The 15585-nt window shown below is 57.4% G+C and carries 11 protein-coding genes; 3 read left to right on the forward strand and 8 right to left on the reverse strand.

Annotation, left to right across the window (positions count from 1 at the left end; translation table 11 throughout):
- Nucleotides 1-13: 13 nt before the first annotated feature.
- The 3 genes from AUP42_RS15100 (at nt 14) to dxs (ending at nt 3927) form a co-directional block, all read left to right on the forward strand.
- On the forward strand, nt 14-910 hold the full coding sequence (locus tag AUP42_RS15100; RefSeq protein WP_062952422.1) for a polyprenyl synthetase family protein: 897 nt from the start codon (nt 14-16) through the stop codon (nt 908-910).
- Between the two features lie 15 nt (nt 911-925).
- The gene (locus tag AUP42_RS15105; RefSeq protein WP_062952423.1) at nt 926-1894 is read left to right on the forward strand and encodes an alpha/beta hydrolase family protein; all 969 of its coding nucleotides are present in this window, start codon (nt 926-928) and stop codon (nt 1892-1894) included.
- A gap of 113 nt (nt 1895-2007) precedes the next feature.
- Nucleotides 2008-3927, forward strand: a complete 1920-nt coding sequence (gene dxs, locus AUP42_RS15110) for a 1-deoxy-D-xylulose-5-phosphate synthase (protein WP_062952424.1) — start codon at nt 2008-2010, stop codon at nt 3925-3927.
- Nucleotides 3928-4002: 75 nt separating this feature from the next.
- On the opposite strand, the gene AUP42_RS15115 is transcribed toward dxs, so the two are convergent.
- The 8 genes from AUP42_RS15115 to dctP form a co-directional block, all read right to left on the reverse strand.
- Nucleotides 4003-6264 carry a TonB-dependent receptor gene (locus tag AUP42_RS15115; RefSeq protein ID WP_062952425.1) on the reverse strand — a complete coding sequence of 754 codons (2262 nt, stop codon included), beginning with the start codon at nt 6262-6264 and terminating at the stop codon, nt 4003-4005.
- A gap of 261 nt (nt 6265-6525) precedes the next feature.
- Nucleotides 6526-7308 (reverse strand): glucose 1-dehydrogenase, encoded by a 783-nt coding sequence (locus AUP42_RS15120; RefSeq protein ID WP_062952426.1) that lies wholly within the window; start codon nt 7306-7308, stop codon nt 6526-6528.
- A gap of 97 nt (nt 7309-7405) precedes the next feature.
- Nucleotides 7406-8125: a YkgJ family cysteine cluster protein gene (locus AUP42_RS15125; protein ID WP_062952427.1), complete on the reverse strand. Its 720-nt coding sequence runs from the start codon at nt 8123-8125 to the stop codon at nt 7406-7408.
- A gap of 1338 nt (nt 8126-9463) precedes the next feature.
- On the reverse strand, nt 9464-11005 hold the full coding sequence (locus AUP42_RS15140) for a malonate--CoA ligase (protein WP_062952430.1): 1542 nt from the start codon (nt 11003-11005) through the stop codon (nt 9464-9466).
- A 9-nt stretch (nt 11006-11014) separates the two neighbouring features.
- Entirely contained in the window at nt 11015-12331 is a 1317-nt protein-coding gene (locus AUP42_RS15145; RefSeq protein ID WP_062952431.1) for a malonyl-CoA decarboxylase, read from the reverse strand.
- A 1-nt stretch (nt 12332) separates the two neighbouring features.
- Nucleotides 12333-13649: a TRAP transporter large permease gene (locus AUP42_RS15150; protein ID WP_062952432.1), complete on the reverse strand. Its 1317-nt coding sequence runs from the start codon at nt 13647-13649 to the stop codon at nt 12333-12335.
- Nucleotides 13650-13661: 12 nt separating this feature from the next.
- Nucleotides 13662-14360 carry a TRAP transporter small permease gene (locus AUP42_RS15155; protein ID WP_082824793.1) on the reverse strand — a complete coding sequence of 233 codons (699 nt, stop codon included), beginning with the start codon at nt 14358-14360 and terminating at the stop codon, nt 13662-13664.
- Nucleotides 14361-14450: 90 nt separating this feature from the next.
- Complete coding sequence (dctP, locus tag AUP42_RS15160) at nt 14451-15458, reverse strand: TRAP transporter substrate-binding protein DctP (protein ID WP_062952433.1); 1008 nt, start codon at nt 15456-15458, stop codon at nt 14451-14453.
- Nucleotides 15459-15585: the final 127 nt, after the last annotated feature.

Genomic DNA, 15585 nt, shown 5'->3' on the forward strand with positions numbered 1-15585 from the left:
TCTCGCGGAGAATATGGTGAGTTACGACCTGCTTGCTGAGCTGAGTACTGCTTCTGCTGATCTTGGCGAAACGCTTGATGGCATTCTGCCGCGCCCCAATGGCCAGATCGAGCAACGCCTGTTTCAGGCGATGCGTTATTCGACCCTGGGCGAAGGCAAACGCTTGCGCCCGTTTCTGGTGTTAAGCTCCGCCGGATTGTTCCGGGTATCGCGCCAGTGCGCCTTGCGAGTCGCCGCCGCGGTTGAAATGGTGCATAGCTATTCACTGATCCATGATGATCTTCCGGCCATGGATGATGATGACCTTCGGCGTGGCAAGCCAAGCTGCCACAAGCAGTTTGACGAGGCGACCGCCATTCTGGCCGGTGACGCGCTGTTAACGCAGGCCTTCGAAGTGCTGGCCGATGAAAGCACCCATCCCGATCCGCGTGTCTGCACCGATCTTGTCCGTGCCCTTGCCCGTGCGGCCGGGCCGTACGGCATGGTCGGTGGTCAGATGATCGATCTGGCGGGCGAGGGGCAAAGCCTTGATCAGGCGCAGGTCACCCATCTGCATCTTCTCAAAACCGGGCGAATGTTTGCCTTTGCCTGCGAAGCCGGGGCAATTCTGGGCAAGGCCCCCAAAAGCATGCGCATGTCATTGCGATCCTACGCCCATGACATGGGGCTGGCCTTCCAGATCAAGGATGACCTTCTGGATGTGGAATCCAGCAGTGCGGAATTGGGCAAAACGGCCGGCAAGGATATCGATCAGGATAAATCGACCTATGTGAAGCTTCTGGGCCTTGAACAGGCCCGCGAGCAGGCCAGAATGCTCTGTGATCAGGCGATCAATCACCTGAACTGCTTTGACGGCGAAGCCGAACCGCTGCGCGAAGTCGCACGTTTTGTGATCGAACGCGGGCGTTAAGGTCCGTCACCTGTCATGAGCCAACAAGCCAGATACACAGCCGGTTTTCGTGACCGGCTGTTTGACAAGGACCCGTTCCCGCTTGCGATCTGGTATCCGTCGCACGCCGATGAACGCCCCGTGCGCCATATGGGCGTGACCTCGACCGGCGCGCGTGACGCCGATTTCGCCGATGACGGACCCTATCCGCTGGTGATGTTCTCGCATGGGTCCGAAGGGCACCGCTTCAATCAGTTCTGGCTGGCGGAATATCTCGCACGGCGCGGTTATATCGTCGCCGCCCCGCAGCATCATGGCGATAATTACCTTGATCCGTCCGATGCGCGGCAATTGACGATCATCGAACGCCGTCCACGCGAAATGCGTCTTGCCCTTGATCTGTTGCTGGATCATGACGGCATTGCTGCTCACATTGATACGGATCGTATTTATGCGCTCGGCCATTCGGCGGGCGGGGCGACGGTGCTTAAAATGGCGGGCTGGCAGTTTGATGCCGCCGCCTGGCAAAGCTATTGCGCGCTTAATGCCGATCAGGACCGCGTGATTTGCCAGCATGCGCCCGGTGATGACCTGATTGATGAGTTGCATGATCGTTATGGCGGCCCGGTTGTTTCTGCGCGCGATGACCGGATCGCGGGCGTGATTGCCGTAACCCCGGCCTTTGGCGTTGCCGCGACCGATGCGGGCTTTGCCGATGTGACGGTCCCGATGCTGTTTATCGAGGCTGAAACCGATGAAATCCTGCCTGAATCGGCCAATGCCGCCCATTTTCGCAGGCTGCTGCGCGGCCGGGCAAAATTTGTGAAGGCAAAAGGGGCCGGGCATTATTCATTCCTGCCACCCTGCACACCCTATATTGCTGAAAACTTTGGTTATTTGTGCCGGGATTTCGGGCGCGAACGCACTGATATTCACCGCACGGTCGAGCAGGTGGTGCTGAAGTTCCTCGGTGACATCAAATCAGGTGATTTTCAGGGTCGCTAATTACAGCGAAGCTGTTTATTTTACGCAGCTTGCAATAGGGCTAAGGAAACGTCACCCTGTTGGTTTGAACGCTATATAAAAAACGCCACACAAAACTGAAGATCGAGATCGGTATGAGCACGACCTCCAAGACCCCGCTTTTGGACACGATTAACACCCCGGCTGATTTGCGCAGCCTGCAACCTGCACAGATGAAGCAGGTCGCAGATGAATTGCGCGCCGAGGTGATTGATGCCGTGTCGGTCACCGGCGGGCATCTGGGGGCGGGGCTTGGCGTGGTCGAGTTGACCGTGGCCATCCATTACCTGTTTGATACGCCCGATGACCGGCTGATCTGGGATGTCGGGCATCAATGCTATCCGCATAAAATCCTGACCGGGCGGCGTGATCGTATCCGCACCCTTCGTCAGGGCGGCGGGCTTTCGGGCTTTACCAAACGCTCCGAGTCTGAATATGACCCGTTCGGTGCCGGGCACAGCTCGACCTCGATTTCGGCCGGGCTTGGCATGGCGGTTGCCAACCAGCTTTCGGACGATAAACGCAAAAACGTCATTGCCGTAATCGGTGATGGCTCCATGAGTGCCGGCATGGCCTACGAGGCGATGAACAATGCCGCCGCCGCTGATCAGCGCATGATTGTGATCTTGAATGATAACGACATGTCGATTGCCCCACCGGTGGGCTCCATGTCGGGCTATCTGTCGCGTCTGATTTCGGGCAAGGGCTATCAGGGCCTGCGCAATGCGGCCAAGGGCCTGACCAAACATCTGCCACGCCAGATCGAAGAAGCCGCCCGCAAGATCGAGGAATATACCCGCGGCATGGTGACCGGCGGGACCCTGTTTGAAGAAATGGGTTTCTTCTATGTCGGGCCGATTGATGGACATAATCTGGATCATCTTCTGCCGGTGCTTAAAAACGTGCGCGATGCGGATGTCGATGGCCCGATCCTTGTTCATGTCGTGACCCAGAAGGGCAAGGGCTATGGCCCGGCCGAAAATGCCGCCGACAAGTATCATGGTGTTGCCAAGTTCGACGTTGTCACCGGCAAACAGGCCAAGGCCACGCCCAATGCACCGTCCTACACCAAGGTTTACGGCGAAACGCTGACCAGACTTGCCGAAACCGATGACAAGATCACCGCCATCACGGCCGCCATGCCGTCGGGCACCGGGGTTAATATCTTTGCCGAACGGTTCCCGGATCGTGCCTTTGACGTCGGCATCGCCGAACAGCATGCCGTGACCTTTGCCGCCGGGATGGCGTGCGAGGGTTATAAACCGTTTTGCACGCTTTATTCGACCTTCCTGCAACGCGCCTATGATCAGGTGGTGCATGATGTGGTCATCCAGAACCTGCCGGTTCGTTTCGCCATGGACCGTGCCGGGCTTGTCGGGGCGGATGGCGCAACCCATGCCGGGGCCTATGACATTGCCTATCTTGGCTGTTTGCCAAACATCGTTCTGATGGCGGCGGCTGACGAGGCCGAACTGGTCCATATGACCACAACCGCATGGGCGATTGATGACCGCCCCAGCGCCTTCCGCTATCCAAGGGGCGAGGGTGTCGGTGTTGAAATGCCGGCCGAGGGCAAGGTTCTTGAAATCGGTAAGGGCCGTATCCTGCGCGAAGGCGGCAAGATCGCCATCCTGTCATACGGCACCCGCCTGGCAGAGGCGATGCTGGCCGCCGAAGACCTCGCTGCACGCGGCCTTCCGGCAACGGTTGCCGATGCCCGCTTTGCCAAGCCGCTGGATCATGCGCTGATCGCCGATCTGGCCCGCAACCACGAAGTCCTGATCACGATTGAAGAGGGATCTATTGGCGGCTTTGGCGCGATGGTCCTGCAACATATGGCGGGCAACGGCCTGCTGGATCATGGGCTTAAAGTCCGCACCATGGCGCTGCCCGATGCCCTGATCGATCATGACAAGCCCGATATTCAATATGCCAAGGCCGGACTTGATGCGCAAAGCATCGTCAAAACCGCCCTTGGTGCGCTGGGCCTTTCCGAAAGCAAGGCACGCGCCTGATCGTTCAGGCAAGACCCGTTAACGAAAAACGCCGCCCAAAGGGGCGGCGTTTTTGTTTGTTTGGACTGGCCCGGATCAGAAATCCGCCGTCAGCGAGATTTTGGCCGTCAACGGCGCACCCATCGTCAGATAGCCGCCATTGGCCGACGCCCAGTAATCGCTATCCGTGACGTTTTCGATATTGGCGCGGATGGTGACAGGGTATTCGTGCACCTCGGTCGTGTAACGCGCACCAAGGTCAAGACGTGTCCATGACGGGATCGAAAGCGTGTTGGTCGCATTGACATATTGCGATGCCGTGTGAACCGCCCGCGCATTGACCGTCGCACCTTTAAGGAATGGCAGGTCATATTCAATGCCAAGCTTGGCAACATAGTCGGGAATGCCAATCGGCGTGTTGCCGTCATTGGTGCCGTTCTGGGTATCGGACAGTTCCGCATCATAAACCGTGATACCGCCCAGAATACGGGTGCCGGTCACAGGTTCGCCAAAGACCTGAAACTCAACGCCACGGTTCTGCTGCTCGCCGTCCGCGGCAAAGGTGTTGCTGGCGTTCTTGTAGGCGAAGGGTTTGGAAATCTGGAACAGGGCGACGCTGCCGCCAAAGCTGCCGAAATCCGCCTTCGCCCCGATTTCATATTGCTCGGAGGTGTAAGGGGCAAGCTGCTCGCTCGGGTTGGTCAGGGTCGCGTCACTGGCCGCACTGGCGGCTGTTTCACCGGGCGACAGGGATTCCATATAGTTTGCATAAACCGATACCTGATCGGTCACATTGCCGACGATGCCGACCATCGGCGTGTATTCGTCCGCATCATAGTTGCTCGATTGCGCACCACTGGTCAGATCAAACTGCTTGGTATTGACCGACTGACGGCGAATGCCACCCGTGACGCTGACGCGGTCATCAAGGAAGCTGACGGTATCAGCCAGGAAATAGCTGGTCAGTTCGTTGATATTGCGAAGTCCCGGATCGCTCAGATTTCCTGATGGCGCTGCCAGCGCCGGATAACCTGTGGGCGTCGGCCCGTAAATATTGCCGGTAAACGCCGACGCACCGGGCGAGAACGCCCATGCCTGATGGCTTTTGTTCTGAAGGTAGGAAACCCCGGCATTCAGTTCGTGTTTGACGACGCCGGTTTCAAATTTAACGCGGGCACCGGTCAGCGCACTGTTGGTCGTATCTTCGCGAATGATGGTTGAGCCGCCATAGGTCATTGTCCCGTCGGTACCGGTAATGCGCGGGGTCGAATAAATCCCGGATTCTTCCATGTGGCGGGTGCCTGCGGCGGCATAGGCCATAAGATAGTCGTTTACATCATGTTCGACGCGGCCCTGAACAAAGCTGTCCTCAAGGTCGGCCCATGTCCCATCTGCATTGTAATTGTGGCTCGCATCCGGGGCATCGGGAATGTTCGTAAGCGTGCCGAGCAGATTTACCGATGTTCGACCGTGATCAATATTCTTTTCATTATGCCCGGCATCAACCGTGATCCGGGTATCATCACCGCGATAATCGAATGACAGGGATCCGATCTGGCTGTTGCGGTCTTCGTCATCGATGGCGGTTTCACCGTCGCTATATTTCAGATTGGCACGAATGCCGAACTGATTGTCCTTGCCAAATCGCCGTCCGAAATCGACATGCCCGCCGGTCTGGCTGTTCATTTCATAGGATGTGGTGACACTGGTGATCGGGTCATCCGTGGCGCGTTTGGGAATAAGGTTGATCCCGCCGCCAATGCCGCTGCCGCTGGGGGCCATGCCGTTGATGAATGCCGATGCGCCTTTGACGACTTCGACCCGGTCATACATCGACATATCGATTAACTGGCGCGGTGCCGTGCCATAAAGGCCGTCCAGCATCACGTCATCACCATCAAGAACGAAGCCGCGGATCATGAAGCGGTCACCCGAACCGCCATAGCTATAGGATGTCAGCACACCCGGATCGTTATCAACCACATCGGCAAGCGTATCGGCCTGCTGGTTTTTGATCACTTCGCTGGTATAGCTTGTGATGCTGACCGGGATATCCAGATTGTCCTTGTTGCCCAAAACACCGGCCCGGCCACCCGTCGCAACCTGACCACCGGCATAGACCGGCGGGGTGGGATCACCCGCCGTGGCATTGGCTTCACCCTCGACCCGGATCGGGTCAAGATTGATGGCGCCGTCATTTTCGGTCGTCGCGGTATCGCTGGTATCGTCTGATTGCGCGTTTTGCTGTGGCGATGTGTCCTGCGCATAAGCCGGTGTCGCCATGACGGCAAAAATACTCACAGAAGCCAGCAACAGCGTACTGAATGTACGGCGTTTTGCGGTCGATGAAACGTGCATGAAAGAGCCCCATAGTCAAAGGAATTGCCGCCCCCGGCGGTTTGCATATGGGGTTCATTATCACTACTGATAATCAATCTCAATATAAATGATTATTATTATCAATTGCGATATAATTGTTCAGAAACTCAACCTGACGTTCAGTCACGCACAGGTGTGATGGGGTGGGGGGATGTTAACGGGGCAAACCCGCCCGCAGGAAGCAGTAAAACCGCAGAAGGAAGGGGCAGGGAAAAGACCACGTTCGCCCAAGGCTCCCGGTCAATCGGCATAGATCATTTTATGCGTCATGCCGCCATCAATGCGGATGGTTTCGCCAGTCATGAAACCGGACTGGTCATGATCAAGCAGGAAGGCGACCATTTTTGCGATGTCATCGGGCACGCCAATGCGCCCCGCCGGATGTTGCTGCCGGTCGATGTCGCGATGTTGCGGTTCCTCGCGGGCGGATGATTTTTGCCAGTCACCAACTTCGATCCAGCCCGGCGCAATGGCATTGACCCGAACCGCCCCCGACAGGCTGACCGCCATGGCATGGGTCAATGCCACCATGCCACCCTTTGACGCGGCATAGGCTTCGGTATTGGGTTCTGACTGAAAGGCGCGGGTGGAGGCGATATTGACGATTGCGCCGCGGGTCTTGCGCAAATGCTGTGTCGCATGTTTGGCTGCCAGAAACGCCCCGCCCAGATTGACATTGATCACGCGCTGCCAGCTTTCCCAATCCAGATGTTCGAATGATCCCGAATGCGGGTCGGCAATACCGGCATTATTGACCAGCCCGTCAATGCGCCCGAACCGGTCAACGGTCTGCTGAACCGCAATCGCCACATCATGTTCATTGGCAATGTCGCCCTTGAAAAACAGGGCACGTTCCTGCTGTTCTTCGGGAAGGGCCGTGATGGCCTCGTCCCCGGCATCCGCATCCAGATCAAACAGCATGACCTTCCACCCGGTTGACAGAAGATGCTGCGTTATGCCCAGTCCCAGGCCCTGCGCTGCACCGGTGACGAAGGCGACCTTGGGATCGGGAAAACTGTTCATGTGCTGCTATGTCCGCGTTGATCTGGAAAGGAATGAATTTTGTGAACGTCTTGAAAATGGACCTGTTCCGCGAGGATGCAACAAACAAGCCGAAAATTTAATCGGCTGCCCGATCCTGCGATGGTGCCAGCCGATCAAGAAGCGCGTGGACGAACCCCTCTTGCCGCCCGTCAAGCCCGCGTGCCCTGGCGGCGTCCTGCAGGGCTTCGGTGGCTTCAAGATGCAGGCGAAAATGCCCGGGATTCTGATCAATGCGGTCTTTGCGTTGATGTTCGTCGCCAAAGACCATGGTGTGACAACGCGGCGCACTCGACGATGTAAAGGCCCGGCAGGTCAGGGGCCGAACCTCATAGATCGTGCATCTTTCATCCGCCCCCAGAAGCGGGCAGCGTGCGCGCACTTCGGATGTGGTTTTGGCCTGTTCAATGATCCGTGCGGCCTCAGCCAGACGTTCAAGCAATGCCTGTTGTTCATCAGACGGGAACGTCTTGCGGATATGGTCGGCAATCAGGCTTGTGACACCGGGTGGAACCGCGACAAACAGATGGCAGCACGCGCTGCATCCATCCCGGCAGTCACAATGGGGCTGATGGGGAAAACTGTCACGCAGGGTCCGGGATGCCGCATCGACCAGCATCATGGCCGCCTGTGCTGCGTCACTGATGGTCGGTGCCTGTTCAAGCACACGGGCCAGTTCGGCGCGGAAGCCGGGAAACATTTCCTCGTATCGGCGCGACGCTTCTGCGGTCAGCGCACCGGTTTGGGAAATATCACTCGTGATCCGGTCGATTGCGTCGTCAAGTTTCACCATGACCATGCGATTGCCTTTATCCCGATCCTGTCCGCAAAACGGGCAGGCTGATATGACAGAGCGTGGGGACCTTCATCCCATCATGCTGATTTTGGCACGCTTTTCCAAGTGCATCCTTGGAACCGATGTTCAAGACAAAACGCCCGCCAGAATTTCTGACCGTTGGCGGTTTCGTCCAATGGCGGATTTGCCAGACGGCGCGGCCAAGCCAAATCCAGCCAGGCCAACCAAGTCCACGCCACGCCCGACCAATCCCCACAACACACCGCCAAGCAATCACCCCGATCCCCCCGCCGCGCCCGATGACCGGCACCTGCCGTGATCCTCCCATGCTGCCTCCGACACGTGGTCCCGCAAACCCTTGCCGCGCTGCTCCTTCGGCGGATATCCCCCGTTCGGAGAACGCGGAAATCCAGACAGGCACCGAACTCCCGTCAAGCCGCCGCAAGCTATCGCCCTGATCTTCGCTGCCCGATGACAGACAACCTGCCGCGATCCTCCCATGCTGCCTCCGGCACGTGGTTCCGCCAACCTTTGCCGCGCTGGCTCCTTTGTCGGATATCCCCCGTTTGGCGAACACGAAATCCAAACAGTCGACGGACCCCAGCCGGTCGCACCAGTCGCCCTGGACCGCCCCCTCCAGTAGCCCATCTCCCGGCGCTGTTTGCCACCTGCTGCCCAATTCTGCCAGCCGCTGCCGATTGAAATCTCGCTGGCTACCTCGCCGCCAAGGCGGACCTCTCCCGTCCTGACCTATCGCCAACGGACCCATCACCAGCCGCTGCTTGCCAAATGATGCCCGACGCAGCCAGGGCGCTGCCGATTGCAATCTTGCAGCCGCTCCGCGAACAAGGCGCACCTCTCCTGTCATGGCTCATCATCAGCCACCGCTTGCCTGATGCTGCCCGGCGCAGCCCAGCCGCTGTCGATCACAATTTTACCGGTTGCCTTGTCAACAAGGCGCACTTCTCCCGTCTTGACCTTTGGGTGACCTTGGGGTGGGTTAGGACACGGGCGCAAAACCTCCGTAATGGCTTTTCCACCCGCCGGTCATCATCCGGCGATGTTGCCGCCGGATCGGTCTGTCTTTGTGCCGCTGCATCATCATCACTTTCATCTGGCCCCAAACGCAAAAACCCGCAAAGCGAATCACGCTTTGCGGGTATTGGTCCGGGCGCTTTTATCCCGTTGACTTTTCTTTTCTAGCATAACAAAAAGAACAAATCAAGAACTTTTTGAGAATCCGCGCAAAAAAAATCACCGGCCAGAATTTCCGACCGGTGAAGGAGTTTGGCTGTCTGCAAGACAGCAGGGAGACACGGGAAAACGAAACAGAGTGTGCAGTTATCCGTTGGCAGATTTGCCCGACGGGGTGGCAAAGGTATTGGCATAATCCTTGCGCAGCTGGGCCTTCTGGATTTTGCCCATGGTGTTGCGCGGCAATTCGTCGAGCATCCAGATGCGTTTGGGCACCTTGAATTTCGCAAGCTTGTCCTGGGTGCGTTTGATGATGGCCTCGGCATCGGGTTTGGCACCCTTGGCCGGTACGATCACCCCGGCAACCGCTTCGCCGAAATCGGGATGCGGCAGGCCAAAGATCGCGACTTCCTCGACCTCGTCATACTCGGCGATGATTTCCTCGACTTCCTTGGGATAGACGTTGAAACCACCCGAAATGATCAGGTCCTTGTCGCGCCCGACGATGGTGACATAACCGTCTGCGCCGATGGTCGCGAGATCGCCGGTGATAAAGAACCCATCCGTGCGGAATTCGGATGCGGTTTTTTCCGGCATCTGCCAGTAACCCTTGAAAACGTTGGGCCCGCGAACTTCAAGCACCCCGATTTCACCGACCGGTAGGACATTGCCGTCCTTGTCGCAAACACGCGCCTCGATCCCCGGAAGGGTCGGGCCGACCGCCCCCGGACGACGTTCGCCATCCAGCGGGTTTGACGTGTTCATGCAGGTTTCGGTCATGCCGTAACGTTCAAGGATTTTATGCCCGGTCCGCTCAAAGAACGCATCGTGGGTTTCCGCCAGAAGCGGGGCCGAACCCGACACGAACAGGCGCATGTTCGCGACCAGATCCTTGTCAAACTTCGGATGGGCCAGAAGGCGGGTATAGAAGGTCGGAACCCCCATCATAACGGTCGCATTCGGCAGGCGTTCCACCACATCATCGGCATCGAATTTCGGAAGCAGGATCACCTTGCCGCCATTGACCAGCATGATGTTGATCGCAACAAACAGGCCATGCGTATGGAACAGCGGCAGGGCATGCAAAAGCGTATCACCCGACCTGAAACCCCATGCCTTGTGCAGGGTCAGCGCGTTGGAGCCGAGGTTGCCATGCGTCAGCATCGCGCCCTTGGACCGGCCCGTCGTGCCCGATGTATACAGAATGGCGGCAATGTCATCCTTGATCACATCGGCGACGTCGCCATGCGGTTTTGCACTGGCGGCCAGATCATTAAGACTGCCATCGCCCTTGTCGCCAAGCGACAGGACCGCACCGACATTGTTCTGTGCGCCAAGGGTTTTGGCAGCATCAATATGCGCCGGGCGGCAGACAAAAACGCGCGGGGCGGCATCACCAAGGAAATAGGCGATTTCATCGCCGGTATAGGCGGTATTAAGCGGCAGGTGAATGGCGCCAAGCTGAAGGCAGGCCAGATAAAGCGCGATCACATCGGATGATTTGTCGATCTGGGCGGCAACACGGTCGCCCTTGACCACGCCATGATCGGCAAGAACCGTGGCATAACGCCCGGTACGATCCAGCAGCCAGGCAAAGCTGCGTTCGGTGCCGTCGCGTTCGATCAGAAAGGTACGCGAACGGTCCGCCGGGAAACGTTTGGTAAATTCGTTGAAAAGATTATCCGACATGGTTCTGTCCTAGTTTCCCGTAAGCTGCATGACCGATTTCGAAACGGCGATTTTGCCGTCATTCATCAGCGCTTCGTGGTTTCGTTCAATATCGTCAAGGTGATAGGCGTAATTGACCATCATCCCGCCCGCCTGACGCAGTCCCTTGGACGATGTATCGCCAAGCCAGTTCAGGCGCTCAAGCTGCGCCCCATTGCCAAGATGGAAACGTGCGGTGGGATCAAGCGGCGATTTGCCGCGCTTGCAGGTCGCAAGATAACGCGCACACAGCATCATCGCCGGCTTTTTAAGCTCGGCGACTTTTTCCGCGTCATCAATCCAGTCGTCGTCGCTCATGGCGGCAAGGACGGTGGCGGCGATATCGGCATCGTCCGATTTGCTTTTCTGACGGGTGCGCAGCCATCCCATGAAGCCCGGAATGGGCGACAGGGTGGCGAATTGTCTGAGTTTCGGGAACTCGCGTTTAAGCTCCTCGACCACCTGTTTGATCAGGAAGTTGCCAAACGAAATCCCCTTAAGGCCCGATTGGCAGTTGCTGATCGAATAGAAGATCGCGGTATTGGCTTTTTCCGGGGCGGTTTCATCGATTTCCGGGGCCAGAAGGGCCTGAACGCTATCGGCAAGCCCGTGAACCAGGGCAACTTCGACAAAGATCAGCGGATCATCGGGGATCGCCGGATGGAAAAAGGCAAAGCATTTGCGATCCGTTGCCAGACGGCGGCGCAGATCGTCCCAGCCCTTGATTTCATGAACCGCTTCATAGCGGATCAGTTTTTCAAGGATGGCCGCCGACGTATCCCAATCAATATGACGCAGTTCAAGGAAGCCGCGATTAAACCAGCTTGTCAGCAGATGCTGCATATCGGCATCAAGCGGTTCAAGGTGACGGTTTTCCTTGATCAGTCCCAGAAGCGTTTCACGCATATCGACAATCGCGCGCGTGCCGCCCGGTGCCATATTGATCCGGCGCAGAAGCTCCTGCCGGGCGGGTTCCGACGCATGGGTCAGAACCGCCAGATTGGCTTCGGACGGATCATTGGCAAAAGCCTCGCTTGCCTTCTTGACCTCGGTGCGGTTGGCACTGAAATCATTCTGCATCATTTCGAAAAAACGCAGATGATCTGCTTCGGGCAGTGTTTCCCACATGCGGACCACTTCGCGGGCAACCGCCGTTCCACGGGCTTCGCCCTTTTGTGACACAAGGTCCTTGCACATCGCTTTAAGCTGGGCAAACGGGTCCTGCGGTGTCGATAGCGGCAGGTCAAGAAGCTCCCGGCCGCGATCGGCAATGCTGGATATCCAGCTTCTGACGGAAATTCCGGACATTTTAGCGTCCCCCTATGACCGTTTCGGGAAGCCAGGTGGCGATTTGCGGGAAGAAGCACAGGATCACGATGGCAACCACCATGCAAAGCACATAGGGCATCGCACCTTTCAGGATCGTCTGCAGGCGGATATCGGGCGCAATCCCGTTGATGACATAAAGGTTCAGGCCAACCGGCGGGGTAATCAGGCCGATCTCCATGTTGATCGTCAGGATCACGGCGAACCAGTAGGGATCAAACCCGGCATTGACGATCACCGGCAGAAGGATCGGGGCCGACATCAGGATCACGGCAACCGGCGGCAGGAAGAAGCCGCTGATCAGCAGGAACACGTTGATGAAGCCCATCAGGACCCAACGGTTGACGTCAAGGGCGGAAATCCACTGTGCAATCGACTGGGTGATGAACAGCGAGGACAGCATATAGCTGAACAGACCGGCAGCCCCGATGATCAGAAGGATCATCACAGACTCTTTGGTCGTGTCGCGCATGATGTTCCAAAGCTTGCCCGGCTGCCACATGCGATAAATGATCATCGCGACAATCAGGCAGAACAGCGCACCAACACCCGCCGTTTCAGAAGGCGTTGCCACCCCGCCATACAGCGCGAACAGAACCGCACAGATAATGACGATGAAGGGCAGGACGCGCGGAAGGATTTCAAACTTTTCCTTCCAGCTATAGGTCACCGATGCCAGTGCAACCGATGCATTGCCCTGACGCCAGGTCGAAAAAAGCGACCACGCCATGAACAGTGCCGTCAGCATCAGACCGGGCAGAAGACCAGCAAGGAACAGCCGCCCGATCGATGTATCGGTGGAGATACCATAAACAATCATGGTGACACTTGGCGGGATCAGAATGCCAAGCGTACCGCCTGCTGCAATCGAACCGGCCGCAACCGAGCTCGGGAAGCCGCGTTCACGCATGGCGGGGATGCCCATTTTGCCAATCGCGGCACAGGTCGCCGGTGATGACCCCGACAGGGCGGAAAAGATCGCGCATGCCCCCAGGTTGGAAATAACCAATCCTCCCGGCACACGCGTTAACCAGCGATCCAGCACGGAGTACAGATCACCACCCGCACGGGACGATGCGACAACCGCCCCCATCAGGATGAACATCGGGATCGCGAGAACTTCGAAACTTTCGAGTTTGGAAAACAGGATTTCAGGCAGCAGCGGTAACGCACTTGCGCCATCGAAAATCCAGATAAAGCCGACACCAACCATCAGAAGCCCGATGCCGACCGGAATGCCGGAAAACAGGATCAGGGTGGTGACAATGCCAACGAGTGCTGCGAGTGAAAGCGGATCCATTGCACCAGCTCCTTAAAACGGGTTGTCTTCGATATGGAAGGCTTTCGACCGGTTGGTCAGAAGGCACAGCAGATCGGCGAATAATTGCAGGAACAGCAGGCCAAAACCGACCGGCAGCATCAGGTAGGGCTTCCAGAGTTCAGCCGCCCAGATGGTCGGGGATTTCCAGCCGCCCTGATAGGCTTCGATGACCAGTTCGATGCCGTAAAAGGCAAACAGGCCGCTAATGCCAAGGCCGCACAGCAGGGTCGCAACCGCAAGCAGCTTGCGCGCACCACGTTTCAGATACATCGGCAGCAGATCGACATTCACATGCCCGCGCAGAAGCTGGACATAAGGAAGCCCGATCAGGGTGCCGCCGATCATCAGGTAAATCACGGCCTCCGTCTGCCAGACGGTGGACGAGTTCAGGATGTAACGGATAAAGACAAGCTGGCAGATCAGCAGCATGGCGATGAAGAACATCGATGCTGCGGCAACACCGCAGGCCTTTGACAGAAAGTGGACGAAATTGATCGCATGATCGAGCGGGCCACGCGGTGCCATCGGGGCAGGGCGCGCGCCATTGCCGTTGCTGCCGGGTTTTTCGGGCAGCGGTTCGACATCGGGTGGCGGCGGGAAACTGTTATGGTTGGCCCGGGCACGCGGGGCGGGATTGCCATCGTCGGGCAGGTCAACCGGCAAGGAATTGGGAAAAACTGCGTTCGCCACGCTGGGACTCCTGAAGATCAAGGTCGTCGCAAAAAAGCGGAAAAGAAGTGGCGCCGGCATGCAGGGCATGCACCCGGCGCCACGACACCATTATTCGACAGAAAGAGCCATATCGAGCATTTCCTGACCGCCCGGGGTTTCTTCGACAAACTTGGCATAGGACGTCTGCTTGGCGAGGTCCTGCCATGCCTTGAAGTCGGCGTCGGTCAGATCGGCGATTTCAACACCGGCATCCTTGAAGACCGTGACACTGGCAGCGTCTTCTTTACGGGCTTCTTCGGAATAGAAGGCCTCGGCCTTTTTGGCAGCCGCAGCAAGGGCGTCTTTCTGGGCGTCGTTCAGACCGTCATAGGTTTTCTTCGACATCAGAACCGGCTGATACATGAACCACAGCGCGTTGGCACCCGCCGGGGTATAGCATTTCACCTGTTCGTAAATGCGATACGAAACGAAGCTGGACGAACTGGTGTTGGTGGCATCCAGAACGCCGGTCTGCATCGCCGGATAGATTTCCGAGCTTGGCATTGCGGCGATGGATGCACCGGCACCCTGAAGCATCTGTTCGAAGGATTTGCCGGCTGCACGAATTTGCAGGCCTTTGACATCATCCGGAACCCGGATGCAGCCCTTGGTCGAGGCAAAGCCACCGGCCAGCCAGCCCTTGGCAATGGTAACAACCCCGTTTTCGTTCAGAAGTTCTTCCATTTTTGCCATGAAGGGCGAGTTATTCAGACGATCGGCATGGTCATGGTTTTTCACCAGTGCCGGCATCAGGGTCAGGTTGGTTGCCGGAATACGACCACCGGCATAGGCCAGCGGATAGACGATCATGTCAAGCTGGCCGCGTTCCATCGGAGTCCACTGTTCGTTCGCCTTGAACAGCGAGCCGGACGGGAAAATCTGGATTTCCAGATCGACATTGGCGGCTTTGACTTCGTCGGCAATGATCTGCGCGACTTTGTGACGGACATCGCCGGTCGACCACTGGTGCGACAGCTTGAGCGTTTCCGCATCAGCGTTCGAGGACATACCGAAGGCGGCGATGGACAGGGTGATGGCGGCGACAGACGCCGACAGAGTACGTTTGAAAATCTTCATCTTTTCCTCCCGGATGAAGCATGCGTTTCTGGATGCATTCATGACGCGTTTGCACGTCTTTTTATTGGTGCGGATTTCGCAATATCAAAAAGCGTTACAGATTTCTGGCATCCTGTCTACGGGTTTT

The sequence above is a fragment of the Thalassospira lucentensis genome (assembly GCF_001613805.1).
Lineage (GTDB): Bacteria > Pseudomonadota > Alphaproteobacteria > Rhodospirillales > Thalassospiraceae > Thalassospira > Thalassospira lucentensis_A.